Origin of the sequence: Amycolatopsis bullii (assembly GCF_014654205.1) — a bacterium.
In the GTDB taxonomy this organism is placed as follows: domain Bacteria; phylum Actinomycetota; class Actinomycetes; order Mycobacteriales; family Pseudonocardiaceae; genus Amycolatopsis; species Amycolatopsis plumensis.
This window is the reverse complement of the sequence record NZ_BNAW01000021.1, coordinates 64,099-90,314: the sequence shown is the minus strand read 5'-3', so window position 1 is coordinate 90,314 and position 26,216 is coordinate 64,099. Positions and strand designations below refer to the sequence as shown.

Here is a 26,216-nt window from a genome sequence, read left to right as displayed (position 1 = left end):
TTGCCACTCACGACGGCGTGCCCTCGGTCAGCCGATGGCGACGGTGAAGATGTGCATCGCCGCGGTGCCCATGTTCGCGCCGTCGCTGACGTCGGGCAGGGTCAGGTACTGCACGGTCTTGCCCGGCTGCAGCGGGATCGGGGCGTAGTACAGGCTCACCCGCTGGTCCAGCCGCCCGTTGCTGTTGTTGAGGTACGGCAGCGTGGTGAGGATGTCGCCGCCGGTGGCCGCGTTGGACCACCAGTCCGCGAAACTCACCGAGTGCGACTCGGTCGTCCCGTCCGTGTACGTCACCGTGGCCGTTCCGCTCGGGCTGCCGTAGTCACCCGCGCCGATCAGGCCCAGCGTCGTGCCGGAGCCGGAGAGCGCGATCGTCTGGCCGCCTGCCGAACTGCCCGCGACCACGTTGTCCGGCTCACCCGGCTTCGCGTCCGGCCAGGTGAACGTCAGCCCGTCGTGGGTGAACGTCGCTCCCGGCGTCAGGCTGGGCGTCGCCGCGGCCAGTGCCTGCGCGGAGAAGCTGGCGTTGCCGCCGTCGAAGTTGCCCGCGCCGGGCGTGGCGTCGTCACTGATGCCCACGTTGTTGCGGGCCGCGGCCAGCGACGGGTACGGCGGGTGCGGCAGCAGCACGGTGGTCGCGTCGACCGACGTGCCCCGGCCGTTGGCAGACGTGAACGTCGCCTGCGCGGAGACGTCGAACTTGCCGGGTTGCGCCGAGGCCGGCACGCCGATCTCCCACGTCGTGCGCACCGTCTGCCCGGCGGGCACGGTGGCGAAGGTGGACGGCGAGGTGGCCTTCACGGTCCAGCCGGCCGGCACGCTCAGCGTCAGGGCGACGTCACGCAGCGGCCGGGCGCCCGCCGGGTTGGGCAGGGTGGTCGTGGCGGTGTACGTCGTCCCTGCCTTGACCTGCGCCGGTGCGGTGAGGGTGAACGGCTGCTCCACGACGACCGGCGTGGTGCCGGTGACGCCGTCGACCGTGACGCTGATGGTCGCGACACCGGGCGCCACCATGGTCACCTGGCCGTCGCGGTTCACCTGGGCCACGCGCGGATCGCTGCTGCGGTAGGCGATCCGGGCCTTCGCGAGGTCGACGAACGACTGGTCGTCGTGCACCGCTTCGACGATGTGGTCGGCGGGCACGTGCTGAGCCGCCTGGGCGGTGTCGTCGGCGATCCACGGGTTCTTCGCGGTCAGGTCGAGGCGCTGGCCGGGCGCGAAGACGACCTGGCCGGGCTGCACGGTCACGTACTTCGTCCTCGGCGTGAGGGCACCGGTGACGGCCACCGCGGCGGTGCCGGCGAGGTGAGCCGAGTCGGCGCCCACACCGAACTTGTACTGGCCGGGGTACACCACTTCGCGGCGCTTCCCCTCGTCCCAGAAGGACAGGTCGCTGATCCGCACCGGGATGGCCACGTGCTGGGTCTGGCCCGGGGCGAGCACCTTCGTCTTCTCGAAGCCGGCCAGCCGCTGCCGCGGCAGTTCGACACCGGGCACGCTGAACGCCGTGGCCGCGTACAGCTGGGCCACGGTGGCGCCCGGCGAACTGCCGGTGTTGGTCACGTCGACGTGCACCGTCACCTGCCCGTTCGCGTTGACGGCCTTCGTGTCCGCGTGCACCCGGGAGTAGGTGAACTTCGAGTAGGAGAGGCCGTAGCCGAACGGGTAGGCCGGCGTGCCGGTGAAGTACTGGTACGTACGGCCGAGGCCGCCGGTCTGCGACGGCGTCAGCCCGTAGTTCTTCATCGCGGGCAGCTGCGCGTCGTCGGCGTACCAGGTGAAGTTCAGGTGCCCGCTCGCGTTCTGCTTGCCGAACAGCACGTCGGCCAGCGCGGTGCCCTGGCTTTCGCCGTTGTACGAGCTGAACACGATGCCCGGAATGCCTTCGGCGTGGCCGAGGGACACCGCGCCGCCCGCCTGGACGGCCAGCGCGGTCCGCGGGTTGCCGGCCGCCTTGACCTGGTCGATCAGCGAGTCGTAGTTGCCCGGCATGGCGATCGTGGTGCGGTCCCGGCCCTCGGTGGCCACGCTCCCGTCGGTGCCCACGAACACCACGACCAGGTCGGCCGTCTTCATCGCGGCCAGCGTCTCGGCCGAGCAGCTCGCCGCCGTGGTCGTGCCGGTGGAGGTGCCGCACGCGTCGAAGGTGACCGTGGCGTCCGGGCGGGCGGCCTTGACCGCGGACGTGATGCCCTGCACCGCGTTCACCTGGAGCGCCGGCTCGCCGGAGTAGCCGCCGAGGGTGACCTTGTTCGCGAGATCGCCGACGACGACCACCTTGCCGAGCTTCGCCGGATCGGCGGGCAGCAGCGGGGCCTGGGTGCCCGCGACCGGGTCGTTCTTCAGCAGGACCAGCGAGTTCGCGGCGACCTTCGCGGCCAGCGCCTGGTGCTCGGCGCTCTGGATGACGTCCTTGGTGATCTTCGTGTACGCCACCCGGTCCGGCGGGTCGAACTCGCCGGTCTGCATCCGCGTGGTGAACACGTGCACCAGCGCGTTGTCGAGCACGCCCTCGGACAGCACCCCGGCCTTGATGGCCTCTTCGATGTTGGCCACGGTGGCTTCCGTGCCGGTGCAGTTGAGCTGGGTGCCTGCCCGCAGCGCGTACGCCTGGCCGCCGGCGGCGCCGGAAACCTGCTGGCCGGTCGTGGTGTTCGTCCACCGCGTTCCGCCGTTTGCGGTGGCCGTGGTCCACCCCGGCGGCGCCCAGTTGTGGCTGCCGGGTGCGTAGACGTCGCCGACCGCGCCGCAGTCGGACGTGGTGTAGCCGTCGAACCCGTAGGTGCGCTGGGCGATGGCGTTCGCCGTGTAGGTGTCGGCCGGTGACGGCGTGCCGTTGATCGCGTTGTACGAGGTCATCAGGCCGGACACGTGCGCGTCCTGGATCAGGTGCCGGAACTGCCGGGTGTAGTAGTCGCGGATGTTGGCCTCGGTCGTGTCCGAGGAGTCCGCGTGCCGGTCGTTCTCGACGTCGTTGAGCGCGTAGTGCTTGGCGGTGGCCGCGACCTTGAGGTACGGGGTCGTCGGCCGGCCGGAGGCGGTCTGGCCCTGGTAGCCGTTGACGAACGCGCCGGCCATCTTCGCGACCAGGAACGGGTCCTCGCCGAAGCCTTCGTCGGTGCGGCCCCACCGGGGATCGCGGTCGAGGTTCACCGTCGGCGCCCAGTAGGTCAGGGAGCCGTAGTTGTTCTTGTCGGGACCGATGTTGTTCTGCGCGACGCCCCACAGCGACTTGTCCAGCATGCCGCGGGCCTCGTCGGAGATCGCCGTGGTCTCCTGGTGGATCAGCTCCGGGTCCCAGGACATGGTGCTCGCGAGGTTCGTCGGGAAGCTCGTGGCGTGCACGCCGCCGGTCGCCGGGCCGTCGTCGGTGTTCGCGCCGAGCGTGTTGAGCCCGTGCTGGCCCTCGCTCCAGTACGTGTACTGCTGCACGCCGAGCCGCGGGATGGCGGGTGCGCTGTTGGTGCGCAGCTGCAGCGCCTTTTCGGGCAGCGTCATGCGGGCGACGAGGTCGGCGGCCCGCTCGGCGAAGCTGTAGTGGGTGTCGCGGTAGACCGGCAGCGTGGCCGGCTGGGCGGGAGCCGCCGACGCGGCCGGGACGAGCGTGGCCGCGGTGACCGTGACGGCGAGCAGGGGAGCGGCGGTCAGCCGTACCCGTCGCCGTCCGGGGAAGCGCAAGGACATCGGATCTCCGTTGCAGAAGGTCGATGGGCTGGGTGCTCCGGTGCGTTGCCGGGCGCGGGGAACCGCCGGTGCACGGGCTGGTCCGTCACCATCGTTCGCAAGGGTCCCGGTTCTGGCAAGCCATTCACCACCGCTGCGGCGTCACCGCTGGCCGGAGCCCGGCGGCGGCTGAAAATTTCACCGGACATCGCCGCCGGAGGAAGCCGGTGCCCTAGCGAAGGTTCCAGTACAGGACGTCGGGAACCACGATCAGCAGCGCCACCGCGAGCCAGTAGCGGCCCCGCTTCAGCTCCGGCGCGCGGAACGCGAACAAGGCGTTGAGGCCGAAGACCACCAGCCCGGCGAACACGGCCGGGGCCAGGTAGAACATGAGCGCGATGTCCACGCCGTCGTCGACCAGCGCCGAGTCGACCGGGACCCAGCCGAGCTCACCCGCGATGATCTGCGCCGCCACCATCGCGAACCGGACCGGGTACGCGCACAGCACGGCCAGCAGCAGGTTGAACGGGACGCCGATCAGCCACACCTGGCCGGAGCGGAGCTGTCGACGCGGTACCGGGCCGAGCTCGGGCTGGGGATTCACGGGCGACGTCCGATCGTGATGGAGTGGCCGACCTCGTCGATCGGCGTGGTCGTGCGCAGCAGCTCCGCAAGCCGGCCGTCCGCCTTGGCGATCGCCGAATCCGAGACCACCAGCAGGCCGTGCACCGCGTCCGGCGGGACGGCCAGCGGATCGGCCGCGTCGATGCCGTAATACGACGGCACCCCGCTGCCCTTGTACACCAGCCACACCCGCTCACCCGGGTAGTGCTGCCGCAGGCGGTCCGCCAGCCGGCCCAGGTCCTGGCCCCAGTCGACGTTCGAGTCGTGCAGCTGCCGGTGGGTCTGCTCCGGGCCGCCGAACGCCTCGTTCGAATACGGGAGGTAGTACGGGAAGGCCCGCAGCGAGCTGACCGCCGTGAACGCGACCAGGGCCACCACGGCGACCGGCGCCCACCGGCGGCGGACGGCGACCACCCCCGCGGCCGCGATCACCAGGAACATCGGCACGAAAAGCGCGTACCGGACACCCAGGTCGCGGCTGCCGGTCATGGCCGCGGCCAGCAGCACGGCAGCGGGGAGAAGCACGTAGGGGACCGCCGGGCGCAGCCGGGGCACCGCCACGAGCGCGACGACGCCCGCCACCCAGAGGGCCAGCGTGCCCAGCGGGGTCTTCACCGGCAGCGCGGCCGGGAGGTAGTACCACAGCGCACCGACGTGCACGCTGCCGAACAGGAACGTGGTCCACACCTGGTCTTCGAAGCCGAACTGGACGCGCATGCCGTCGAGGTACGGCTCGGGCAGCGGCAGCAGGCCGGCGAGCGCGCGCAGGCCTTCGGACGGCGGCAGGCCGGGTGGCGGTGCCCAGCGCAGCCGCGGATCGACGACCAGGTAGGAAATCCACACCACGGCGATCGCGATCAGCGCGACACCGGCGGCCGCCGCCACACCGGTCCCGAGGCGCCGGAACGTCCGCTGTGGACGGCGGGTGTGCCGGACGGACAGCACGACCAGCAGCAGCACCACCGGAACCGCGGCCAGCGCGCTCATCTTCGTGGCCACGGCCGCGCCCAAGGCCAGTCCCGCGAACGGGAGGTAGCGGCCCGGGCGCTCACGGGCCCGCCACAGCAGCCAGGCCGACGTCACCAGGAAGCCGGCCACCGGCACGTCGAGGGTGGCCAGCGACCCGTGTGCGATGAGGTCGGGGGAAAGCGCATACAGGGCCAGCGCCACCACGCCGCCGGCCGGCCCGGCCAGATCGCGGGCGAAGGCGAAGACGACCAGCCCGAACAGCAGCGTCAGCACGATCACCGGCAGCCGCGCCAGGAGCAGCAGCCGGCCCGGGTCGTGGCCCGATTCGTACAGCACGTACCGGCCGAGCCGGGTCTGGTCACCGGCGAAACCGGCGTCGACGGGCACGTCCGCGAAGGCGAGCCCGGTGGCGATGAGCAGCTTGCCCAGCGGCGGGTGCTCGGGGTTGTACCGCAGGCTGTGGTGCTCCAGCGAAAAGACCGCCGCGCCGACGTAGACCGGTTCGTCGATGGTCGGGGTCTGCTCGACGGCCGTCGTGACCATCGCGATCGCCATCTCGGCGAGCAGCGCGACCACGGCGAAGGCGAGCAGCCACCGCCGCCACCGGCCCGGTGGCCGGGCGCCGTCCGGCGGCGGCACGTCCTCCCGGATCGCTTCGATGATCACCTCCTGGGGACGTCCGGCGGCGGCGGTGGTTGGCCGCGGGTAATTTTCACCGGTTCGGCCAGGCGGGGGCGCGCCGATTCGAAAGTCGTTCGAAACTTTTTGCGCGGTGCTCCGGCGGCGTGTTGTCCTGCTGACACGGGGGAACTTTCACGAAGGAGACCACGGAATGGCGGAAAGTTCGTCGGACCTGCGCCGCAGGCGCTGGTGGCGGTCGGCGACCACTCGAGTGCTGGCCGGCGTGGCCAGTGTGGCCGCGACCGCAACCGTTCTGGTGACGGCGCCCGGCGCCGACGCCGCGGCCAGTACGCTGGGCGCCGCGGCCGCGCAGTCCGGCCGGTACTTCGGCACGGCGATCGCCGCCGGGCGGCTCAGCAACTCGGCCTACACCACGATCGCGGCGCGCGAGTTCAACATGGTGACGCCCGAGAACGAGATGAAGCCGGACGCGACCGAGCCCAACCAGAACCAGTTCAACTTCTCGTCCGGTGACCAGATCTACAACTGGGCGGTCAGCCACGGCTCGAGGGTCCGCGGGCACACCCTCGCCTGGCACGCGCAGCAACCGGGCTGGATGCAGAACATGGGCGGCAGCAACCTCCGCAACGCGATGATCAACCACATCCAGAAGGTGATGGCCCACTACCAGGGCAAACTCGCCTACTGGGACGTCGTCAACGAAGCTTTCAACGAAGACGGCAGCCGGCGGCAGTCCAACCTGCAGAGCACCGGCAACGACTGGATCGAGGTCGCGTTCCGGACCGCGCGCGCGGCCGACCCGTCGACCAAGCTCTGCTACAACGACTACAACATCGACAACTGGAGCTACGGCAAGACCCAGGGCGTCTACCGGATGGTCCAGGACTTCAAGTCCCGCGGCGTGCCGATCGACTGCGTCGGCCTGCAGGCCCACTTCACCGGCGGCAGCTCGGTGCCGGGCAATTTCCAGCAGACGATCTCCAGCTTCGCGGCGCTCGGCGTCGACGTGGCGCTCACCGAGGTCGACGTCACGAACGCGAACACCTCGCAGTACTCGGCGCTGACCCAGGCGTGCATGAACGTCGCGCGCTGCGTCGGCATCACGGTGTGGGGCGTGCGGGACAGCGATTCCTGGCGTTCGTCCGAAAGCCCGCTGCTGTTCGACGGCAACGGCAACAAGAAGGCCGCCTACAACTCGGTGCTGAACGCCCTCAACGCCGCCGGTCCCGGCCCGACCACGACCCCCACCACACCCACGACCACCCCGACCGACACCACGACCCCGACGACCACGCCCACGACACCGGGCGGGGGCGGGTGCACCGCAACGCTTTCGGCGGGGCAGTCCTGGGGTGACCGGTACAACCTCAACGTCTCGGTCAGCGGCTCGTCGTCGTGGACGGTCACGATGAACGTGCCCAGCCCCGCGCGGATCAGCACCACCTGGAACATCAACGCCAGCTGGCCCAGCAGCCAGGTGCTGATCGCGAAGCCGAACGGCAGCGGCAACAACTGGGGCGTCACCATCATGGCGAACGGGAACTGGAACTGGCCCAGCGTCAGCTGCAGCGCCTGACGACCGTGGTGCCCTGACCCCCTCGTGAGTGGGAAACAGTGTTCCAACCCTGTTTCCCACTCACGAGGGGCCGCCGGCGGCCGCCGCGGTCACCGGCGACGGCTAGACCGGGCTGTCCGAGGCGTCGCGTTCGGCTTCGGCCACCGCCTCGGCGGTCACCTTCGTCGCGCCGAAAACGGTCGACATGGCCAGCAGGCTCATCACCGCGAACACCGTCGGCAGCCCGAAGCCCTGGGCGAGCAGCCCGCCCGCGAGCGCGCCCAGGGGCCGCGTGCCGTAGGCCACCAGGCGGTGGGAACTGTTGGCGCGCCCCAGAAGCCGGTCCGGCGTGATCCGCTGGCGCAGGGAGACCGTCGTGACGTTGGAGACGATGAGGCCGACACCGCCGGCGAAGAAGGCGGCGCCGATGAGCACCGGGTCGGTCGTCAACGCCGGCGCACCCAGCGACGCGGCGCCGAGGAAGAAGGCCAGGCCGATGGCGCGTGCCGGGCCCAGCACGCGCTCGGCCGGCTCGGCGACGAAGGATCCGGCGAGGCAGCCCGCGGCGATGAGGCTGAGCAGCCAGCCGTAGGCCGCCTCCGACAGCCCCATCGCCGAGGCCGGGCCCACCGCGTACAGCACGAGGACGGCCATGATCGCGCTGCTGGCGAAGTTGAAGACCCCCGTCATCACGGTGAACGTGCGCAGGATGCCGGTGCGCCACACGAACCGCAGTCCCTCGGCGATCTCCGTGCGCAGGTGCGGGCGCCGATCGGTGGTCGCCGCCCGGAACGAGCCGCGGACGGACAGGAGGACGACGACCGCTGCCACCCAGAGGACGATCGGCGTCGCCAGCGACAGTGCCGCCGCGGCGGCGACCAGCAGACCCGCTACCGGGGGACCGGCGAGTTCCAGCGCCGTCGTCTCGGCCGCGTACAGCCGGCTGTTCGCTCTCGGCAGCTTGTCGCGCCCGACCAGCTGCGGCACGATCGCCTGGGACGCGGTGTCGTAGCACGTTTCCGCGATCCCGGTGCCGAGCGCGGCGACGTACAGCAGCCAGATCGAACCGGCGTCGAGCAGCACGGCCGCCAGCAGCCCGGTGAGCAGGGTGGCGCGGACGGCGTTCGCGAGCAGCATCAGGGAGCGGCGGTCCCGGCGGTCGGCGATCGCGCCCGCCGGCAACGCGAAGACCAGCCACGGCAGCGTGAACGCGAGCGTCAGCCCGGCGACCAGGGGCGGCGATCGCGTGTAGCCGATCGCCAGCAGCGGCAGGGCGAACTTGAGGATCCCGTCCGCGAGGTTGGACAGCGCGGCCGACGTCCACAGCCGCCAGTACTTCCCGCCGAGCGGTGTCCGCATCGGTGGAGAATTTCACATCGATGGAGAAAAGTCCATCGGTCTGCACTAACCTTCGCTCATGGCCGAACCCGCAGATGCTTCCTCGTCGATGCCGCGACGCGAGGCCACGGTCAGCGAGGCCAAGGCCCTGGCGCACCCGCTGCGGCTGCGCATCCTGCGGCTGTGCTGGCAGGGCGAGCTGACCAACAAGCAGCTCGCCGACCGGCTGGGGCGCGATCCGGGGACCGTGCTGTACCACGTGCGCCAGCTGCTCGAGGCGGGCCTGCTCGAGCCGGCGCCCGTCCGCACCGGCGACAGCGGCGCGCTGGAGAAGCCCTACCGCGCGAAGGCGCGGTCGTGGTGGCTGGACGACCCGCCGAACACCGAGTTCGACGCCGCCCTGGCGCCCATCGAAGCCGTCCAGGACGAGCTGCGGGCGGCGGGCCCCGACTCGGTGCGCCTCTTCCTCCGCTTCGCCGTCCACCTGTCCGCCGAAGACGCGGCGGAGCTGCAGCGCGGCATCGTCGCGCTGGTCGAGCGGTACGTCTCGACCGACGACGAGCGGTCCGCCGAACCGGCCCACGGCGGGATGATCGTGCTGCACCGCCTGGCGGAGTAGCTCCTCACGCGACGGCGAGGTCCTCCGGCGGCGCCCACAGCGGCACCCCGTCCGCCCGTTCGGGATGCAGCCAGTGCTGCCGTGCGGCGACCTCCAGGGCCACGTCCAGGAACGCCCGGACGCTGTCCGGCTGCTCGCCCTGCCGCCACGCCAGCGACCACGGGTACACCGGCTGCAGCTCCAGCGGCCGGTACGCCGGGATCCCGAGCTCGGCGTACCGCCGGGCGTAGCTGGCGAACTCCAGCAGGTAAGCGCTGTCCGTGGCCCGGGTGAGGGCGGCTTGGCAGGTGTCGAACGTGCCCGGGTTGCCCAGCCAGCGCAGCGCCAGGCCGGTGTGCTGCTCCAGAGAACTCAGGTACCGGCCGTGGACGTTGTAGAGCGCCGTGCCGGGTGCGTCGGCGAAGACCTCGAGCGGCCGCTCGTGCACCGACACCGCCGGGCGGCGCGGATCGCCCGGGCGGCCGACGAGGCGGAACGGCTCCAGCCGCAGCAGCTGATGAAGAGCTTGGCCGCCGCGCGGCCGAAGTGCAGTTCGTCGGCGACGGTGACGAAGTACCGCACCAGCCGGAGGTCGAGGTCCACGCCGACGATGCCACCACGGCTATCGATCCGGGCTCAACAGGTCTTGGACGCGGTGGCCGCCCGTCGGGTTGGCTTCGGGGACAACCGGGACGAAACTGGAGGATCCGATGGCCGGACCGGGCACCCCCGTCGTGTTCATCCACGGGCTGTGGCTGCACGCCACGTCGTGGACCCCCTGGGCCGACCACTTCCGGGGGGCCGGGTACGCGCCCGTCGCGCCCGGCTGGCCGCACGAGCCGGAAACCGTCGAACTGGCCCGGGCGAACCCGGACGCCGTCGCGGACATCGGCATCGACGACGCCACCGAGCACTTCGCCTCGATCGTCGCCGGCCTCGAGCGGCCGCCGGTGCTCATCGGGCACTCCTTCGGCGGCCTGATCACCGAAAAGCTGCTGGGACAGGGGATCGGGCTCGCCGGCGTCGCCATCGACCCCGCGCAGATCAAAGGCGTCCTGCCGCTGCCGCTGGCCCAGCTGCGCGCGGGCCTGCCTGCACTGGGCAACCCGGCGAACCTCCACCGCGCGGTGTCGCTGACCGAAAAGGAGTTCCGGTTCGGCTTCGGCAACGCCCTGACCGACGAGGAATCGGCGGAGCTGTACCGGCGCTGGACGATCCCGTCGCCGGCCCGGCCGCTGTTCCAGGCCGCGGCCGCGAACTTCGTCCTGCACTCCCAGGCCGCGGTGGACACCCACCGCGCGGACCGCGGCCCGCTCCTGCTGATCTCCGGGACGGCGGACCACACCGTCCCGGACGTCGTCACCCGCTCGACCTTCAAGCAGTACCGGGATTCCACGGCGGTCACCGAGCTGAAGCAGTTCGAGGGCCGCGGCCACTCGCTCACCATCGACGGCGGCTGGCGCGAGGTCGCCGACGCCGTGCTCGCCTGGCTGCGCGAGCAGGGGATCTGAGCCCGTGGACCTGGGACTGGACGGCGCGGTCGCCGTCGTCACCGGAGCCAGCCGGGGCATCGGGCTGGCCGTCACCGAAACCCTCGTCGCGGAGGGCGCCCACGTCGTGGCGGGCGCGCGGGTCCCGGAGCCGGACCTCGACGCGCTCGTCCGGGCGGGGAAGGTGCCCGCGCTCGCCGTCGACCTCGGCACGGCGGACGGTCCCGGCCGGCTGGCCGAGCTGGCCGTGGCCGAGTTCGGCCGCATCGACGTCCTGGTCAACAACGTCGGCGCGGTCACGCCGAGGCCGAACGGCTTCCTGCTGGTCACCGACGACGAGTGGACGCGGTCGGTGACGCTGAACCTGCTGAGCGCGGTCCGGGCCACCCGGGCGGTGCTCCCCACGATGGTGACCGCCGGCCGGGGGAGCGTCGTCACGGTCGCCTCGGTCAACGCGGTCCTGCCCGACCCCGGCGTGATCGACTACAGCGCGGCGAAGGCGGCGCTGGTCAGCTTCACCAAATCGGTGTCGAAGGAATTCGGGCCACGCGGGATCCGCGTCAACACGATCACCCCGGGCCCGGTCGCGACGGACCTGTGGCTCGGCGCCGGTGGCGTGGCCGAAACCCTGGCCGCGACGACGGGAGCGAACCCGGACGCGGTCGCCGAGGAGGCGGCCGGGCACGCCGTCACCGGGCGGTTCACCCGGCCCGCGGAGGTGGCGAACCTGGTCGCGTTCCTGGCCAGCGACCGGGTGGCGGGCAACATCACCGGCGCGGCTTTCGCCATCGACGGCGGCTACGCCGCGGAAATCCACTGATCGTCCCGGTGCCGTCTGCCTGGCGCTTTTCCGGGGCTCGCGACCCCCGCCATCGGCCTGGTGCTCCTGTTCGTCACCTCGGGGAAGCGGATCCCGGCCAAGCCGCGGCGAGGTGCTGCCCCGGAAGGGGGTGTCCGGGAGTAGGCGCCGCGCGGGCGGGGTACTTCCCCGGACAAGTTCAGAAGGGAATCGCCATGGGAATCCTCGTCGCCCTGCTCGTCATCTGGGCCGTCCTGGTCGTGCTCGGCATCGTCGTCAAGGGGCTGTTCTGGCTGATCATCGTGGGCGCGGTGCTGTTCGTCGCGACCGGCGTGATCGGCTTCGTCAAGCGCGAAGCGCTCGGTCGCCGGCGCTGAGCAGGGGCGGTCCGCCGGCCGGCCATCTGTGGGGAACACCTACAATTGTGCCGGCCCGCGGCCGCCCCTATGCTCGCCCGCATGTCCGCCTCCCCGCTCGACCAGCCGCGGGCGCTGCTGCGCTGGCCCACCTACGTGATGGGCCGGCTGCACCGCCGCGGCGTCGGCCGGATCGACGCGGAGCTGGCCGGCCACGGGGTCGCCCTCCGCGACTACTACGTCCTGGTCTGCATCGGCGAGTCCGGCCTGCCGTCGCAGCAGCGCGTCGCCGACCGGCTCGGCCTGGACCGCAGTGACCTCGTGAAGGTGCTCGACCGGCTGGAGGCGGCGGGCTGGGTGTCGCGGGAGCGCGACACCGAGGATCGCCGCCGGCACGTCCTCACCCTCACCGAGCACGGCCGCGCCACGGTGGGCAAGGTCGAAGAGGTCTCGAACGCGGTGAACGGCGAGCTGCTCGCCCGGCTGAGCCCGGGTGAGCAGGAGACGTTGCACCGGTTGCTGCTGAAGGCGCTGGGGGCGCCGTCCGCCTGACGCGGACGCATTCCACTGAGCACAATGGACAGTACGATTCCGTGGTGCCGCGCACTGCCGGCATTGTCGGCGGCATTATCCGATTTGCCGTGATATCCTGATGGTGATCGGACCACTCGATGACCGACAATCCCACCCGGCCGGCGAGATCTGCCTTCGATCCGACCAATATCCCCGCTTTCCGGCGCCTTCCCTCGGCTTTGAGCCATATCCGGTGTGACGCACGAGCCCGCTGTTCCACGCGAGCGTGCGCGTGGACCGATGTGAAGGGGATGTCCATGACCGAAGCTGTTCTGGCCCAAACCGCCAACATCAACCCCGGCCTCGCCGCCATCGGCTACGGATTGGGGGCCATCGGCCCCGGAATCGGTGTCGGCCTGATCTTCGCGGCCGTCATCAATGGTACCGCACGTCAGCCGGAAGCGCGCGGGAAACTGCAGACGTTGGGGTATTCGACCTTCGTTCTGAGCGAAGTGCTCGCGTTGATCGGGGTCGTGGTGTATTTCATCGCGTCCAATCGGTGAATCCACCGCCCGCGCCCGGCGCACCCGCCCGGGCGCGGACGCTCGCCGCTGCGAAATCGGCTCCTCCCACTCGGTCGAGCCGCGGCAACCGTCGCGCCGGCCGCCTGGGGCGCGGGTCAGTCGGCCTGAGGGGTCTTCCAGGATTTGTCCTCGACCGTCTGGACCATGGTTCGCAGGCCGTTGGTGATCGTGGTGAGCCTTCCGCCGCTGATGCGGGCGACCACCTCGGCCTCGGCGGCGTTGAACCGCGGGTAGAGGTCCTCCATCAGGGCCAGGCCTTCGCTGGTGAGCACCAGGTGCACCAGCCGCCGGTCGGCGGCGTCGATCTCGCGGCGCAGCAGGCCGCGGCCCTCCAGGGTCTTGGCGACGCCGGTCAGCGTGCCCTTGGAGATCGCCGCGACGGTCGCCGCGTGCCGGGTTTCGAGGCCGTCGAAAATCCACACGCACCACAGCACGACGAAGCCCGTCCAGCTCAGGTCGTGCTCGCGCAGCACCGCGTTGGTGAGGTGGTTGCGGACGGCGTTGGCCGCGCGGTTCAGGCTCGACAGGGCCGCCGCGGCGGGCAGGTCGAGCGCCAGCTTGGCGACGTGCGCGGACATCGCCTTTTCGGTTTCGGCGAGGCCGTATCCGTCCGGCATGGCCCGATCGTACGGCCTCAAACGGACGGCAGCTGGGCCTGCCGCCGCCCGCTGTCCCAGGGTGACGCCGACCTGCCGCTGGGGTCGAAACGGGACCGCTGAGGTCGATCGCGGCCGCTGTGCGAGCATGCGGTGGTGGACAACCTGGCGGGCGCCACCGAAACGGCGGTCATCGTGCCGATCCCGGCGGCGGACGCGGTGGTCGGCGCCCATCGCCAGGCCTTGGACCACTCGGCGGTGTGGGGCGTGCCGGCCCACGTCACGGTCCTCTACCCGTTCCTCCCACCCGACAGGATGACCCCGGGGGTGGCCGGCGAGCTGACCGCCGCCGTGGCCGGGACCGGCGCCTTCGAGTGCGTGTTCTCCCGGGTCGCGTGGTTCGGGCAGGAGGTGCTCTGGCTGGCCCCCGACCCGCCCGAGCCCTTCCGGGCGCTCACCGAACGGGTGTGGCGCCGGTTCCCCGAATGCCCACCGTACGGCGGAGAACATCCCGACGTGATCCCGCACCTGACGATCGGCAGCACCCGCCGAGCCGGCACCGCCGCGCTGAGGAGGGCGGCCGCCGAGGTCGAAGCAAGCCTCCCGATCCGGGCCGGCATCGACCGGGTGCGCCTGATCGCCGGCACCACGAACGCGGGCTCGTGGCGCACGGTGGCCGACTTCGCGCTCTAGCTCGACTGCATCAGGATGAAGTCGCCGTGGCCGCCGTAGCCGAGGACGTCTTCGGCGTACTGGGTGCCGTTGAACGTCGGCAGCCACCAGCGGTGGCCGATCCGGACCAGCATCGGGTGCGGGATGTTGGTGCCGTAGGGCGCGTTCAGCGTGCCGAGCTTGCGCAGGCTCAGGTCGTACACCGGGTATTCGCGGGCGTCACCGTCGCTGGCGAACAGGTACCAGCGGCCGCCCACCCGCTGCAGGATCGTTCCCTCCGTCTGCTTCACCGACAAATCGGCACCCAGCAGCGTGAGCCCCTCGTCGTAGTCCGCGCCGCGCGGGGCCGCCGCCAGGGCCGGGTGGAACACGAAAGCCGGTTGCTGCGCCGGGCTTTCGACGAACGCGATGTGCCAGCGGCCGCCGATCTTCGTCAGGGCCGGGTCCCACGAACTGACCGTCGTCGGCAGCGGCAGCTGCTCGGTGGGCAGGACGTGCACGCCCGACAGCACGTCCTCGCGGGTGACCGTGTGGCGCACGTGGACGCCGTTGAACGAGAAATCGCCCCAGGAGCTCATCAGCAGGATGAAGCGGTCGCCGTCGCGGACGATCTGGCCGGCGTGGTCGCCGAGCACGACGCCGTCGCGCTCGAAGAACAGCGTCGCCACCTGCTCCAGCCGGGTGGGATCGGCCAGGTCGAGCGTCCACACCGCCCAGTGCGCCTGCTGGAAGAACCCGAGACCGGCGTTCGTCATGGTCAGGTAGAGCTTGCCGTGGCGGATGTAGGGGCGGCCGTCGGCGTACTGCACGACGTGCGGATCGCGGACGCCGGCCTGACCGAAGTACCCGGCCCGGACCCGGCCCAGCCGCGCGCGGCTGCCGTAGGCGTAGCCCAGCCGGCCCAGCACGGCGGGGTCGCGCAGGTCGATCCGGGCCCGGACCTGGTCGCGCTCGGTCAGCAGCGGCCGCCAGCCGGTGCCCCGGTCGGCCAGCACCGTGACCGCGTTCTCGTTGACCACCACGGCGAAGCCGAACGGCGCCCGCAGGTCCGCGGCCGCGGTCTTGACCACGGCGGTACCGGCGGCCGTGGTGATCTCGATCGCCGCCTGCCCTGCGGCGGCGTCGTAGCGGCCGAGCACCGAAACCCCGGCTCCGGCCAGCCCGGCGACGACGGGCGCGCGGTCGTCGAGCACCTGCACGGTCACCGTCCCGTACGGCGCCTTCGGCCGGATGCCGGTCCTGACGAGCGCGCCGGGCCGGGCGGGGGAGTCGAGCTGGACGAACTTGGGCGCGATCAGGTCGAACGGCCGGAACTGCTCGGTGACCGAGAACTTCAGGTCCAGTGGGCTTTCACCGGCCGCTTCGGTGGCGGCGGCCGGGCCGGCCGCCTCGGCGGTGCCGCCGAACAGGCTCGCGGTCACGCCGGTCACGCCCAGCGCGGTGAGGGCACGCAGAACGTCGCGTCGATCGAAGTCGGTCACCGTTGACCTCCGTGGTGGGGAGCGGGGGACCCCAGTTTGCAACGTGGCATGCAACGTGGCAACCGCCGTCGGGCCCCTTACTGCTCGACGAGGAACTCCAGCAGCCCGCCCGCCAGTTCCCCGGCCGGCGCCGCCCACTGCCGCCGCAGGGCGCGGAACAGGGCCGCCGCTCGCGTGCCCGGCCAGTCCGGCGGCAGCAGTGCCGGCGGCAGGACCGGGTCGCGGCGGATCAGCAGGAGCCACTCCGCGCCGAGGCGGATGCGGCACGTCAGCTCGTCGCCGAGGTCTCCGGGCGCGCTGCCGCCCCAGCGGCGGAGGAACTGCTCGTAACCGGCCGCGATCCGGGGCAGGTCCCAGGCCTCGCGGGCGATGCGCGCCGGGTCGGTCCACATGAACGGCTCGGCGCGGAACACCTCGGCGTGGTCGAGCAGGTCGAGCTCGGCCAGTGCCGGGGCGATGTCGGCGGCCGACGCCGAGACCCACAGCCCGCTGCGCAGCGGGCCGAACCCGAACCAGCCCAGCCGGGTGCGCAGGGCGTACCGATCCGCCCTGCGGGTTTCCGGTACCGAGAACGTCAGCAGCGTCCACCGGCCGTCCCAGTGCCGGTCGACGACGTCGCCGTCGAGCCTGCGCTGCCCGTCGCGCAGCACCGCCGTGCCGTGCGGGGTCAGGCCGAGGAACGCCTGCCGCCCGCGGCGGACCGTGTGGAGCAAGTCGCGGCGGCTCATCCGGCTCAGCGTGGCCCGGGTCGCGTGCTCGCCGACGCCGAGCCGGTCGAGCGTGGCGATGACCCCGCCGGTCGACACGGCGATCCCGCGGTCCAGCACGTGGTCGCCGAACAGCGTCAGCAGCAGGGCCTCCGGCCGCACGCCCGGCGCACCCTCGCCGTCCGCCCGGCCGGCCGCTTCGAGCATGGGTCCCTCGCCTGATTCTTCGCTGTTTCCACGACGATCAACAATCGTTTGTCCGGCATTTCGAGGATATCACCGAGTTCGAAAGTTTCGGTGTCCCGGAATGTTTGATGAATTGTTGACGGTCGTTCCGAATCTGCCTAACCTCAAGGCGCGAGGGGGGATCGCCGACCGGAGGTCACCGATGAGTGGATTCAGAACGGCGTTCGTGACCATGGCCAGTGCCCTGCTGATGGCCCTCACCACCGCCGTGGTCCCGGCCCCGGCGTCGGCCGCTTCGCTGGTGGAAGTGACCGGCTTCGGGAACAATCCAGGCGGGATGCGCATGCACGTCTACGTGCCGGACGCGCGGCCGGCCAACCCCGCGATCGTGGTCGCGATGCACGGCTGCGGCGGCTCGGGGCCCGGCTTCTACTCCGGGAGCGAATTCGCCTCGCTGGCCAACCGCTACGGGTTCCTCGTCATCTACCCCAGCGCCCAGCAGCAGGCCGGCTTCGGGAAGTGCTTCGACACCTGGTCCGACGCGGCGAAGCGCCGGGGCGGCGGCAGCGACCCGGTGTCGATCGTCTCGATGGTGACCTACGCCGAACAGCACTACGGCGGCGACCCGAACCGCGTCTTCGCCACCGGCTCGTCCTCCGGCGGCATGATGACCAACGAGATGCTCGCCCTCTACCCGGACGTGTTCAAGGCGGGCGCGGCGTTCATGGGCGTTCCCTTCGGCTGCTTCGCGAACGCCGCGGACTTCCCGCCGTGGAGCAGCAAGTGCACCGGCAACGGCGGCGCGAACCGCACGCCCCAGCAGTGGGGTGACGCGGTCCGGCAGGCCTACCCCGGCTACACCGGTTCCCGCCCGCGCGTCCAGCTGTGGCACGGCACCGCCGACACGCTCGTGCCCTATGCGCTGCTGCAGGAGGAAATCGAGCAGTGGACCGACGTCTTCGGCCTGAGCCAGACGCCGACGTCGTCGGACACCCCGCAGGCCGGGTGGAACCGCCGCCGCTACGCCGACAAGGTGGAGGCGTACAGCATCCAGGGCGCCGGGCACAGCCTGCCTTCGACCGGGATGGCCGCCGCCGCGATCGCCTTCTTCGGGCTGGGCGGGTGACCGCACCGGGGCCGGCGGGGCCGCACCCCGCCGGCCCGGTCGCGGAACGGCTCACCCGGGATGGTCGGCGGCCGGGAGGTGAACGACGACGTCCAGGCCGCCGGCCGGGCGAGCGGCGAGGGTGATCTCACCCCGGTGCGCGGCGACGATCGCGTCCACGATGGACAGTCCGAGGCCGGCACCGCGGCCGGTGTGGATCCGGGTGCCGTCGCCGCGGACGAACGGCTCCCGGAGCCGGTCGACGGCGTCCGGCGCGATCGGCGCACCGCTGTTCCCGATGCGCAGGAACGCCCGCCCGTCACCGCCGCCGGTGGCGACCTCGACGTGACCTCCGGAACGGTTGTGGCGGACGGCGTTGTCGACCAGGTTGCCGCACAGGCGTTCCAGCAGGACCGGTTCACCGCGGACCGGCGCCGGCCGCAGGTCGGCTCGCACGGGGAGCGCCACCCCGTCGAGGCTGCTCGCCACGATCTCGGCGAGGTCGACCCGGTCCCGGACGCCGGTGCCGGCCTGGCTGCGGGCCAGCGCCAGTAGCCCGTCGAGGGTGCGCCGGCTCTGCTCGACGGCGGTCCGGACGTCGGCGGCCATGGCCAGCAGTTCTTCGACGCCGGGCCGGCTGTCGAGGGTGACGTCGATGGCGGTGCGCATGGTGGTCAGCGGGGTCCGCAGCTCGTGGGCGGCGTTGGCGGTGAACAGGCGCTGGCTCACGAGCACCCGGTCGCGTTCGGCGACGCCGTCGGAGATGCGGTCGAGCATCCCGTTGACGGTGCCGGCCAGGGTGGCGAGCTCGTCGAGCGGCCGGGTGACCGGTATCCGCTCGGACAGGTTCTCCGCCGAGAGGCGTCGTGCGGTGGCGGAGATCGTGCGGATGGGGCGGAGCACGCGCCCGGCCACCAGCCACCCCACGACTGCGGCGAGGGCGGTCACCACCGCGAGCGCGATCGCGGCCTGGCCGACGAAATCGGTCAGGGTGACCGCGTTGATCGACGGCGGCAACGGCGGTATCCCGGCCGGCTCCGGCGACGGGCCGAGGGTGATGACCGATACCCGGTGGCCGCCGTCGCGGCGCAGCAGCAAGGAGGTCAAGGTGGTCAGGAGGGCGCCGGCGGCGAGGACCAGTGCGGCGTACAGGAGCGTGAGCCGGCTGCGGGCGGTCACGGGACGAGCCGGTAACCGGCACCCGGCACGGTCTCGATGGGCGGCGGGTCGCCGAGCTTGCGCCGCAACGTGCCGACGGTGATCCGGACCGCGTTGGTGAACGGGTCGGCGTGTTCGTCCCACACCTTGTCCAGCAACGTTTCCGCGCTCACCACCGCGCCGTCGGCGGCGAGCAGGTGCTCGAGCACGCCGAACTCCTTGGGTGTCAGGTGCAGGAGCCGGCCCGCGCGCTCCGCGGTGCGCCGTGCGGGATCGAACACCACGCCGGCGGCGCGCAGGACCGGCGGCATCGCGGGCGCGCTGCGGCGGGACAGGGCCCGTACCCGGGCGACGAGCTCGGAGAACGCGAACGGCTTGCCGAGGTAGTCGTCGGCGCCCAGCGTGAGCCCCGCGACCCGGTCCTCGACCGCGCCGGACGCGGTGAGCATCAGGATCCGCGCCGCCCCGTGCCCGGCGAGCTCGCGGCACACCGCGTCCCCGTGCACGACGGGCAGATCCCGGTCCAGGACGACGACGTCGTAGGGGGTGGCCACGCACTTGTCCAGCGCGGCGCGCCCGTCGAAGGCGACGTCGACGGCGAACCCGTGCTTGCGCAGGCCGGCCGCGACGTACTTGGCCAGCGGTTGCTCGTCCTCGACCAGTAGCACCCGCACCCGGGCAGTGTCCCGCGCGCGGCATATGGATCACGTATGGGCGGGCGATCGGCCCGCGATCGGCCGTGCTCGGTAGACCTCCGGCCATGACCACGACACGACGATCCGCACTGGGCATGCTCGGCGCTTCCGGTGCGTTGCTGGCCACCGGTGGCGTCGCCGGAGCGGCTTCCGGCCCCGCCGTCACCCCCACCTCCGTCGACGTGCGCGCGTTCGACCGGTTCGTGCGGGAACAGGCGGCCGTGGACGCGTTCTCCGGTAGCCTGCTGCTGGTCCACCGGGGACGGCCCGTGCTGGCCAGGTCCTACGGGCGGGCCAACGACGCTGCTCCCAACGGCCCGGACACCCTCTTCGCCATGGCCTCGGTGACGAAGCTGTTCACGGCGGTGGCCATCGCCCAGCTCGCGCAGGCCGGCCGGCTCGCCTACACCAGCACGCTGGGCACTTTCCTGAGCGGTTTCCCCGCCGGGATCGCCGACACCGTGGAAGTCCACCACCTCCTCACCCACACCTCCGGCCTCGGCGACACCTTCGCCATGCCGGGGTACCTGGCCGAAGCGCTCACCTGGACCGACGTCGACCAGGTGATGGACGGCACGACCGACTACATCCGCCGGAGTTCGCCGGAGTTCGCGCCGGGAGCCGGGTACCGCTACAGCAACGCCGCCTACCACTTGCTCGGCGCGATCGTGGCCGAGGTGTCCGGGCAGTCCTACTACGACTACGTGCGGGAGCACGTGTTCCGTCCGGCCGGCATGACCGCCACGGACTTCCGCACCAGGCCGCAGTGGCACACCGACCCCCGCATCGCCCACCCCTACGCGAAACAGCCGTCCGGCGAACGCGCCGACACGATCGACCAGCGGCTGTACGTCGGCACGCCGTCCGGGGACGCGTTCACGACATGTGCCGACATGGCCCGGTTCGCGGCTGCGCTGCAGGGTTCGAAGCTGCTCGACCGCGCCTTCACCGGGATCACCCTGAGCGGGAAGGTGCCCCTTCCGCCGCAGCCCGGCGGGCCGCCCGCGGGCCCGCACGCCGCCTTCCAGTGCTACGGCCCGATGACACTGCTCGTCGGCAACCAGTGGGTGACCGGCCACGGTGGCGGCGCCCCGGGCACGTCGACCGACTTCCAGCTGTACCCCGACACCGAGTGGGTGACGGTGATCCTGAGCAACTACGACTACGACGGCGGGCCCCCGCCGGTCGTGAAGAAGGCACGCGACATCATCACCGCGTGAACCGGCGCGCTCAGGCGGTGAGGACCTTCAGCGCGGCGGCGTGCACCCCGGGCGCGGCGGCGAGGTAGCCCTCGCTCGTCACTTCCCACGGCCCGCCCTCGAGGTCCGTGACCACGCCACCGGCTTCCTGGACCAGCAGGACGCCGGCGGCGTGGGACCGGACGTTGTCGAACTGCCAGTGCAGGTCCATCCGGCCCGCGGCGACCTGGGCGAGCTGGTGGGTCACCGGCACGGAGATCCGCACGTACAGCGCCGCTTCCGACATCGCGGTGAACGAGCGGCCCATCCGGTCGAGGAACGCGTACCCGTGTTGCGCCTGGCCGGTGCCCGCGAGGGCGCCGTCCAGCGCCGTCTTGGCGGACACCTGCAGCCGCTCACCGTTCAGGTGGGCGCCGCCGCCCTCGGTGGCGGTGAACATTTCGTCGAGCACCGGGAAGAAGAGCACGGCCAGCACCGGACGGCCGTCGCGGACGAGGCTCACGCCGACGTTCCAGTCGGGCATGCCGTGCACCGCGTTGACGTTGCCGCCCATGGGGTCGATGAGCCACCACTCGCCCGCGGGCAGCGGGCCGGACCCGTGTTCGTCGTCGAGCCAGCGCGCCTCCGGCCGGATTTCGGCCAGTGCGGGCCGGAGCACGCCGGCGACCGCGGAGTCGTTGTCGTCCAGGCTCTTCAGCAACTCGGGCAGGCCGGACGGGCGGGACGCGGGGGAGTAGCGCGCCAGCATCCGGGCCCCGGCGGCGCGGACGGCGGCGGTGGTGGCGGCGAGCAGATCCGGGGTCATGATTTCTCCTGTGGTTGTCTTGGGTTCGTGCAACTCGACTTGAACTTGCTCACGGTGCTCGATGCGCTGCTCGAAGAGGGCAGCGTGATGGGCGCGGCCGAGCGGCTGCACCTGTCGTCCCCGGCGGTCAGCCGCACCCTCGGCCGGCTCCGCGCGGTGACCGGCGACGACATCCTGGTCCGCACCGGCCACACGATGGTTCCGACGCCGTACGCGGTGGCCGTCCGCGAAGACGTGCACCGGCTGATCCGGCGGGCGCGGGAGGTCCTGCAGCCGGCCCGCGAGCTGAACCTCGGCGAGCTGGACCGCACGTTCACGATCCAGTGCCACGACGCGCTCGCGACGTCGGTCGTCCCGGCAGTGGCCGGCCGGCTCCAGGACCGGGCGCCCGGCGTGCGGCTGCGCGTGCTGGCCGAGCACTCCGCCGACACCGACGACCTGCGGCACGGCCGCGTCGACGTCGAACTCGGCGGTGCCCGCCCGCAGTCGCCCGAGTTCCGGTCGGAGGTGCTCGGCCACGATCCCCTGGTGGTGGCGATGCGCCGGGGGCACCCGGCGGCCGAGGGCCTCGACCTGCGGGAGTTCGCCGCGCACCCGCACGTGCTGGTCTCCCGCCGCGGCCGGCTCACGGCCCCGATCGACGACGTGCTGGCCGCCGAAGGCCTGCGCCGCCGGGTGATCGCGTCGGTGGCCACGCTCGCGACGGCACTGCAGCTGGCGGCGCGCAGTGACGCGCTGGTCAGCTGCACGGCGGTGCTCAGCCGTCCGCTGATCGACGCGTTCGGGCTGATCACCCGCCCGCTCCCGGCCGAGTCACCGGAGGCGGAGATCTGCTGCACGTGGCACCAGCGCTACGATTCCGACCCGGCCCACGCCTGGCTCCGCGACCAGGTCCGGGCGGCCCTGACCGAGATCACCACCGGCCCCTGACGTTCCGGTCCCGCTCGAGGCGAGGGTGTCACTCGGGGAGGGGGAGGGCGATCGTGCCCGGGAAGCGCGGGGTTTCGGCCTCGTCGAGCATCGCCGCGGCGACCGTCGCCCGGCTGATCACCGCGGCGAGGTCCAGTGGTGGCCCGGCCTCCAGGCCCACCGTGCGCCGGCCCGGGCTTTCCGGGCCGTCGCTCAGCAACCCCGCGTGGAACACCGTGCCGCCGGCGGCGAGGATCGTCGCGTCGGCCTCGACCTTGTCGCCGAGCCGGTCGCCCAGCAGCTTCGCGAGCGCCCCGGCCGCTTCCCCGGCCACCGGCGCCGACTTGCCCGTGCCGTAGGCGCCGAGCCAGATGATCCGCGACGGCCCGGCCGCGACCACCACCTTGGCGCCCGCCGCCAGCACCCCCGCCCGGTCCGTGCCGAGTCCGGAAAGGACGGTCGAGCCGGCGAGGGCGAGGCTCGCCGGGTCCTCGACGTCCCCCGCCACCTTGTGCACCCGGGCCGACGGGGGAACGTCGATGCGCCGGGGATCCCGGGCGATCGCGGTGACGGTGTGCCCGCGCCGCAGGGCTTCCCGGGTGAGCGCGAGTCCGGTCCGGCCGGACGCCGCGAGGACGGTGAGGTTCATGCCGACCACGCTAGGGACGCGGCGGATTGACTACAAATGCCAGTTCGGAAAGGGATGATTTACCGTGACGCAAGGGGGCGGCCGTCGTGGAAGGCGGCCGCCCCCATGCCTCAGCGGCGGTCCGAGCCGGTGAGCGGCGCCGGGGTGTAGCGGAGGTAGCGGCCCGGGGCGCCGAGGGCGGCCGCGGCCGCGTTGAGGCGTTCCGGCCGGAGGTCGGGCCAGTGGCCGGTGGTGATGCGGGACTCCAGGGCGTGCAACGCCGCCAGTGTCTCCGACGGCTGGAAGGCGCAGTGCCCGGCCGCGCCCACGTAGGCCTGGCGCAGCAACGAGTCCCGCCCGGCCGCGCGCACCCGGTGGGCGTACCAGTTCTCCTGCTCGACCGGGACCAGGTGGTCCGCGGTGGTGTGGATGGCCAGCGAGGGGACGCGCAGCCGTCCGGTCGCCGTCGACGTGCGGGCCAGCGTGCCGACGGCCTGCGGGTCGGCCGTGACGTCCGCGTGGCGGGTCAGCTCGGCCAGGTCGGCGTCAAGGTCGAGGCCCGCGGTGCGGTACAGCGCCCGGACCTGCCGCGCCAGTGGGCTGCCGGACAGCAGGGCGCGGTAGTCGACGCCGGCGTTGAAGGCGCTGTTGCCGCCGGCCGCCAGCTCGATCTGGTAACGCCCGGGCACCACGAACCCGAGCACGAACTGGGCGAGGGCCTGCTGCTGTTGCTCTTCCTGGCCCGCGTAGTCGGCGGGCCCGGGCGGGTTGTCCCCGGTCAGCCACGGCGGCATGTTCATCAGCGCGGCACCGAGGGCGATCCGCGCCCGGCCGGCCGCGGTGCCCTGGCCGTCGGTGACGATCTTCGTCAAAGCCGCGCCGGCCGCGCTCGCTTCCTCGGCGCTCGTGTAGCGCACGAGCTTCACCGGCCGGGCGGGGGCGAGCAGGCGGGACAACGCGTATTCGCCGTCGAGCTGGTAGTTGTTGAGGTTGAGCGCTCCCGCGACCAGGCCGCACGTGGTCAGCGCGCCGTCGAGCCGCCGGTTGCCGGACTCGGCCTCCAGTGCGCTGACCAGCCCGCCCATCGACGTGCCCCACGCGATGGTGCGGCGGGGCTCGCCGATCTTCCGCACGAGCTGGTCGAGCGAAGCGAACTGGTCCCGCGGTGCGGAGGCGAGCGCCCACAGCGACGGCCCGCTGTAGGACGAGCCGATCAGGGCGTAACCCGCCGCGAGCAGGGCCTGGCCGGTCGGCTCGTCGGGCGCGTCGCGTGCTTCGAGGGGGCCGAAGCCGTGGCTGTAGAGGATGACGGTCCCGTTCCAGGAGGCCGGGACGTCCGCCACCCAGCTCGCGCCGTCGGGCAGCTGCCCGGTGTAGTGCGCGGGAGTGGCGGCCTGCGCCGTGCTTCCCGTGGTGAGGCCGAACGCGGTCAGCGTCGTCGCGACGAGGGCGCCGACCCGGCGCAGCCACCGGCTCATCGGAGTCCTTCCCGTTGGGCGGCCGCGGGCACACCCGGCTCGGGGGCGAGGTCGCGGCGGTGGGTCTCCCGCAGCGCCAGCACGCAGACGGCGGAGAGGAGGCAGAACGCGGCGATGGTCCACGACACCGGGGTGGTCGAACCGCCGCCGTTGGCGCGCTGGAGCTCGGCGAAGATCAGCGGGGCGAACCCGGCGCCGAGCCCGGCCAGCTGGTACCCCAGCGACGCGCCGGTGTACCGGCTTTCGGTGTCGAACAGCTCCGAGTACAGCGCGGCCAGCGGCCCGTACATCATCGGGTGGATCACGCCCTGGCCGAGCACCAGCGCCAGGACCAGCAGGAAGCCGCTGCCGCTGCGGACCATCGGGAAGAGCAGGAACCCGAACACCGCCATCGCGGCCACCCCGGCCAGGACGACCGGGCGGCGGCCGATCCGGTCCGAAAGCGCCGACCACAGCAGGATGCCCGCCACCGCGCACGCCGAGGACAGCGTGAGCGCGTTGAGCACGTCCTGCCGCGGGTGGCCGTGCTGGACGCTGTAGGCGAGCACGAAGGTGGTCAGCGTGGCCTGGACGACGAACGCGGCGAGCCCGACGCCGACACTGAGCGCCAGCACGCGCGGGTGGTCCCGCAGCACGGCGACCAGCGGCAGCCGCCGCCGTTCTTCCTTGCGGGTCGCCAGGAACGCCGGCGTCTCGTCGACCCGGGAGCGCACGAACAGGCCGATCGCGAGCAGGACGATGCTGAGCAGGAACGGGATGCGCCAGCCCCAGGCGAGGAAGTCGGCCTCGGAGGTGAGCCCGGCGGTGGCGGACATGACCAGCGTCGACACGACCATGCCGCTCGGCGCGCCGGCATTGGTGAAGCCGGCCCACAGGCCGCGGCGGGACCGCGCGTGTTCGGCGGACATCAGCACCGCGCCGCCCCACTCGCCGCCGACCGCGATGCCCTGGACGACGCGGAGCAGGACCAGCCCGATCGGGGCGACCGGGCCGATCTGGTCGTAACCGGGGAGCAGGCCGATGAGGAAGCTCGCGACGCCCATCAGGGTCATGGTCAGCACGAGCATCCGCTTGCGGCCCAGTCGGTCGCCGAAGTGGCCGAAGATCAGGCCGCCGAGCGGGCGGGCGAGGTAGCCGGTGGTGAACGTGCCGAAGCTGGCGACCGTGGCCAGCGCCGGGTCGAGCTCGGCGAAGAAGACCTTGCCGAAGACCACCGCGCTCGCCGTGGCGTAGAGGAGGAAGTCGTAGTACTCGATGAGACTGCCGAGGAAGCTCGACGCGACCGCTCTGCGGAGCTGAGTGCTCATGGGGTTCACCCTCGTCTTCGGGGGCGGGGCACTGCGGGAGGGGCAGGTTCGTCCGGGGTGGACGACGGGGGAGCGGGCCCCAACGTTAGTCAGGGGCATGACGGCCGTCAACATTCTGCACAACATCAAGTGGCGGGTGTCCGGGTTACGCTGGCGCGC

The 26,216-nt window shown here is 72.2% G+C and carries 25 protein-coding genes; 11 read left to right on the top strand and 14 right to left on the bottom strand.

The genetic code is table 11. The features are described from left to right. Positions 1-27: 27 nt before the first annotated feature. The 3 genes from IE317_RS23270 to IE317_RS23260 form a co-directional block, all read right to left on the bottom strand. A complete protein-coding gene (locus IE317_RS23270; protein WP_191313441.1) occupies positions 28-3,684 on the bottom strand; it encodes a glycoside hydrolase family 3 C-terminal domain-containing protein in 3,657 nt (1,218 codons plus the stop codon). Positions 3,685-3,895: 211 nt separating this feature from the next. Next, positions 3,896-4,267, bottom strand: a complete 372-nt coding sequence (locus IE317_RS23265) for a hypothetical protein (protein WP_191313439.1) — start codon at positions 4,265-4,267, stop codon at positions 3,896-3,898. Continuing rightward, positions 4,264-5,922 carry an ArnT family glycosyltransferase gene (locus tag IE317_RS23260; RefSeq protein WP_229902876.1) on the bottom strand — a complete coding sequence of 553 codons (1,659 nt, stop codon included), beginning with the start codon at positions 5,920-5,922 and terminating at the stop codon, positions 4,264-4,266. The genes IE317_RS23265 and IE317_RS23260 overlap by 4 nt, the downstream gene beginning before the upstream one ends. Before the next feature lie 166 nt (positions 5,923-6,088). Between IE317_RS23260 and IE317_RS23255 the strand changes: the two genes are divergently transcribed. After that, positions 6,089-7,474, top strand: coding sequence for an endo-1,4-beta-xylanase (locus IE317_RS23255; RefSeq protein ID WP_191313437.1), 1,386 nt, complete (start codon positions 6,089-6,091; stop codon positions 7,472-7,474). A 102-nt stretch (positions 7,475-7,576) separates the two neighbouring features. Here the strand turns inward: IE317_RS23255 and IE317_RS23250 are convergent, their stop codons facing one another. Next, positions 7,577-8,812 carry an MFS transporter gene (locus tag IE317_RS23250; RefSeq protein ID WP_191313435.1) on the bottom strand — a complete coding sequence of 412 codons (1,236 nt, stop codon included), beginning with the start codon at positions 8,810-8,812 and terminating at the stop codon, positions 7,577-7,579. Between the two features lie 58 nt (positions 8,813-8,870). Between IE317_RS23250 and IE317_RS23245 the strand changes: the two genes are divergently transcribed. Further along, a complete protein-coding gene (locus tag IE317_RS23245) occupies positions 8,871-9,410 on the top strand; it encodes an ArsR/SmtB family transcription factor (protein WP_191313433.1) in 540 nt (179 codons plus the stop codon). A 4-nt stretch (positions 9,411-9,414) separates the two neighbouring features. Here IE317_RS23245 and IE317_RS23240 read toward each other — a convergent pair whose 3' ends face one another. After that, positions 9,415-9,837, bottom strand: coding sequence for a hypothetical protein (locus IE317_RS23240; RefSeq protein ID WP_229902875.1), 423 nt, complete (start codon positions 9,835-9,837; stop codon positions 9,415-9,417). A 262-nt stretch (positions 9,838-10,099) separates the two neighbouring features. Between IE317_RS23240 and IE317_RS23230 the strand changes: the two genes are divergently transcribed. The 5 genes from IE317_RS23230 (at position 10,100) to IE317_RS23210 (ending at position 13,110) form a co-directional block, all read left to right on the top strand. Then, positions 10,100-10,900: an alpha/beta hydrolase gene (locus IE317_RS23230; RefSeq protein WP_191313431.1), complete on the top strand. Its 801-nt coding sequence runs from the start codon at positions 10,100-10,102 to the stop codon at positions 10,898-10,900. Positions 10,901-10,904: 4 nt separating this feature from the next. Further along, on the top strand, positions 10,905-11,699 hold the full coding sequence (locus IE317_RS23225) for an SDR family NAD(P)-dependent oxidoreductase (protein WP_191313429.1): 795 nt from the start codon (positions 10,905-10,907) through the stop codon (positions 11,697-11,699). Positions 11,700-11,893: 194 nt separating this feature from the next. Then, a complete protein-coding gene (locus IE317_RS23220; RefSeq protein WP_191313427.1) occupies positions 11,894-12,055 on the top strand; it encodes a hypothetical protein in 162 nt (53 codons plus the stop codon). Positions 12,056-12,136: 81 nt separating this feature from the next. Next, positions 12,137-12,586 carry a MarR family winged helix-turn-helix transcriptional regulator gene (locus IE317_RS23215; protein WP_229902874.1) on the top strand — a complete coding sequence of 150 codons (450 nt, stop codon included), beginning with the start codon at positions 12,137-12,139 and terminating at the stop codon, positions 12,584-12,586. Positions 12,587-12,864: 278 nt separating this feature from the next. After that, positions 12,865-13,110: an ATP F0F1 synthase subunit C gene (locus IE317_RS23210; RefSeq protein WP_191313423.1), complete on the top strand. Its 246-nt coding sequence runs from the start codon at positions 12,865-12,867 to the stop codon at positions 13,108-13,110. 116 nt (positions 13,111-13,226) lie between these two features. On the opposite strand, the gene IE317_RS23205 is transcribed toward IE317_RS23210, so the two are convergent. After that, on the bottom strand, positions 13,227-13,748 hold the full coding sequence (locus IE317_RS23205) for a MarR family winged helix-turn-helix transcriptional regulator (protein ID WP_191313421.1): 522 nt from the start codon (positions 13,746-13,748) through the stop codon (positions 13,227-13,229). A 135-nt stretch (positions 13,749-13,883) separates the two neighbouring features. Between IE317_RS23205 and IE317_RS23200 the strand changes: the two genes are divergently transcribed. Beyond that, a complete protein-coding gene (locus tag IE317_RS23200; RefSeq protein ID WP_229902873.1) occupies positions 13,884-14,420 on the top strand; it encodes a 2'-5' RNA ligase family protein in 537 nt (178 codons plus the stop codon). Here IE317_RS23200 and IE317_RS23195 read toward each other — a convergent pair. Both IE317_RS23195 and IE317_RS23190 read right to left on the bottom strand, forming a co-directional pair. Next, a complete protein-coding gene (locus IE317_RS23195) occupies positions 14,417-15,880 on the bottom strand; it encodes a hypothetical protein (RefSeq protein WP_191313417.1) in 1,464 nt (487 codons plus the stop codon). The genes IE317_RS23200 and IE317_RS23195 overlap by 4 nt on opposite strands. 77 nt (positions 15,881-15,957) lie before the next feature. Then, the gene (locus IE317_RS23190) at positions 15,958-16,794 is read right to left on the bottom strand and encodes a PaaX family transcriptional regulator (protein WP_191313415.1); all 837 of its coding nucleotides are present in this window, start codon (positions 16,792-16,794) and stop codon (positions 15,958-15,960) included. 181 nt (positions 16,795-16,975) lie between these two features. Between IE317_RS23190 and IE317_RS23185 the strand changes: the two genes are divergently transcribed. After that, positions 16,976-17,899 (top strand): extracellular catalytic domain type 1 short-chain-length polyhydroxyalkanoate depolymerase, encoded by a 924-nt coding sequence (locus tag IE317_RS23185; protein WP_229902872.1) that lies wholly within the window; start codon positions 16,976-16,978, stop codon positions 17,897-17,899. Positions 17,900-17,950: 51 nt separating this feature from the next. Here the strand turns inward: IE317_RS23185 and IE317_RS23180 are convergent, their stop codons facing one another. Both IE317_RS23180 and IE317_RS23175 read right to left on the bottom strand, forming a co-directional pair. Beyond that, entirely contained in the window at positions 17,951-19,057 is a 1,107-nt protein-coding gene (locus IE317_RS23180) for a sensor histidine kinase (RefSeq protein ID WP_191313413.1), read from the bottom strand. Then, a complete protein-coding gene (locus tag IE317_RS23175; RefSeq protein ID WP_191313411.1) occupies positions 19,054-19,710 on the bottom strand; it encodes a response regulator transcription factor in 657 nt (218 codons plus the stop codon). Before IE317_RS23175 ends, IE317_RS23180 begins: the two co-directional genes overlap by 4 nt. An 86-nt stretch (positions 19,711-19,796) precedes the next feature. On the opposite strand from IE317_RS23175, the gene IE317_RS23170 reads away from it, so the two are divergent. Then, on the top strand, positions 19,797-20,951 hold the full coding sequence (locus IE317_RS23170; RefSeq protein ID WP_191313409.1) for a serine hydrolase domain-containing protein: 1,155 nt from the start codon (positions 19,797-19,799) through the stop codon (positions 20,949-20,951). Positions 20,952-20,961: 10 nt separating this feature from the next. Here IE317_RS23170 and IE317_RS23165 read toward each other — a convergent pair whose 3' ends face one another. Then, a complete protein-coding gene (locus IE317_RS23165; RefSeq protein ID WP_191313407.1) occupies positions 20,962-21,735 on the bottom strand; it encodes an inositol monophosphatase family protein in 774 nt (257 codons plus the stop codon). Positions 21,736-21,762: 27 nt separating this feature from the next. On the opposite strand from IE317_RS23165, the gene IE317_RS23160 reads away from it, so the two are divergent. Beyond that, positions 21,763-22,665 (top strand): LysR family transcriptional regulator, encoded by a 903-nt coding sequence (locus tag IE317_RS23160; RefSeq protein WP_191313405.1) that lies wholly within the window; start codon positions 21,763-21,765, stop codon positions 22,663-22,665. Positions 22,666-22,693: 28 nt separating this feature from the next. Here IE317_RS23160 and IE317_RS23155 read toward each other — a convergent pair whose 3' ends face one another. The 3 genes from IE317_RS23155 to IE317_RS23145 all read right to left on the bottom strand — a co-directional run bounded on the left by IE317_RS23155 (position 22,694) and on the right by IE317_RS23145 (position 26,057). Then, a complete protein-coding gene (locus tag IE317_RS23155) occupies positions 22,694-23,293 on the bottom strand; it encodes an NAD(P)-dependent oxidoreductase (protein WP_191313403.1) in 600 nt (199 codons plus the stop codon). A gap of 110 nt (positions 23,294-23,403) precedes the next feature. Continuing rightward, the gene (locus IE317_RS23150; RefSeq protein WP_191313401.1) at positions 23,404-24,750 is read right to left on the bottom strand and encodes an alpha/beta hydrolase; all 1,347 of its coding nucleotides are present in this window, start codon (positions 24,748-24,750) and stop codon (positions 23,404-23,406) included. Then, positions 24,747-26,057, bottom strand: a complete 1,311-nt coding sequence (locus IE317_RS23145) for an MFS transporter (RefSeq protein WP_191313399.1) — start codon at positions 26,055-26,057, stop codon at positions 24,747-24,749. Before IE317_RS23145 ends, IE317_RS23150 begins: the two co-directional genes overlap by 4 nt. Positions 26,058-26,216 lie beyond the last annotated feature (159 nt).

What these genes read in the sequence shown, in the direction of transcription:
- IE317_RS23190 (WP_191313415.1), bottom strand. Translation starts at nt 16,794, where the DNA reads ATGCTCGAAGCGGCCGGCCGGGCGGACGGCGAGGGTGCGCCGGGCGTG.
- IE317_RS23250 (WP_191313435.1), bottom strand. Translation starts at nt 8,812, where the DNA reads ATGCGGACACCGCTCGGCGGGAAGTACTGGCGGCTGTGGACGTCGGCC.
- IE317_RS23245 (WP_191313433.1), top strand. Translation starts at nt 8,871, where the DNA reads ATGGCCGAACCCGCAGATGCTTCCTCGTCGATGCCGCGACGCGAGGCC.
- IE317_RS23255 (WP_191313437.1), top strand. Translation starts at nt 6,089, where the DNA reads ATGGCGGAAAGTTCGTCGGACCTGCGCCGCAGGCGCTGGTGGCGGTCG.
- IE317_RS23215 (WP_229902874.1), top strand. Translation starts at nt 12,137, where the DNA reads ATGTCCGCCTCCCCGCTCGACCAGCCGCGGGCGCTGCTGCGCTGGCCC.
- IE317_RS23155 (WP_191313403.1), bottom strand. Translation starts at nt 23,293, where the DNA reads ATGAACCTCACCGTCCTCGCGGCGTCCGGCCGGACCGGACTCGCGCTC.
- IE317_RS23145 (WP_191313399.1), bottom strand. Translation starts at nt 26,057, where the DNA reads ATGAGCACTCAGCTCCGCAGAGCGGTCGCGTCGAGCTTCCTCGGCAGT.
- IE317_RS23210 (WP_191313423.1), top strand. Translation starts at nt 12,865, where the DNA reads ATGACCGAAGCTGTTCTGGCCCAAACCGCCAACATCAACCCCGGCCTC.
- IE317_RS23170 (WP_191313409.1), top strand. Translation starts at nt 19,797, where the DNA reads ATGACCACGACACGACGATCCGCACTGGGCATGCTCGGCGCTTCCGGT.
- IE317_RS23230 (WP_191313431.1), top strand. Translation starts at nt 10,100, where the DNA reads ATGGCCGGACCGGGCACCCCCGTCGTGTTCATCCACGGGCTGTGGCTG.
- IE317_RS23270 (WP_191313441.1), bottom strand. Translation starts at nt 3,684, where the DNA reads ATGTCCTTGCGCTTCCCCGGACGGCGACGGGTACGGCTGACCGCCGCT.
- IE317_RS23205 (WP_191313421.1), bottom strand. Translation starts at nt 13,748, where the DNA reads ATGCCGGACGGATACGGCCTCGCCGAAACCGAAAAGGCGATGTCCGCG.
- IE317_RS23165 (WP_191313407.1), bottom strand. Translation starts at nt 21,735, where the DNA reads ATGACCCCGGATCTGCTCGCCGCCACCACCGCCGCCGTCCGCGCCGCC.
- IE317_RS23220 (WP_191313427.1), top strand. Translation starts at nt 11,894, where the DNA reads ATGGGAATCCTCGTCGCCCTGCTCGTCATCTGGGCCGTCCTGGTCGTG.
- IE317_RS23185 (WP_229902872.1), top strand. Translation starts at nt 16,976, where the DNA reads ATGAGTGGATTCAGAACGGCGTTCGTGACCATGGCCAGTGCCCTGCTG.
- IE317_RS23150 (WP_191313401.1), bottom strand. Translation starts at nt 24,750, where the DNA reads ATGAGCCGGTGGCTGCGCCGGGTCGGCGCCCTCGTCGCGACGACGCTG.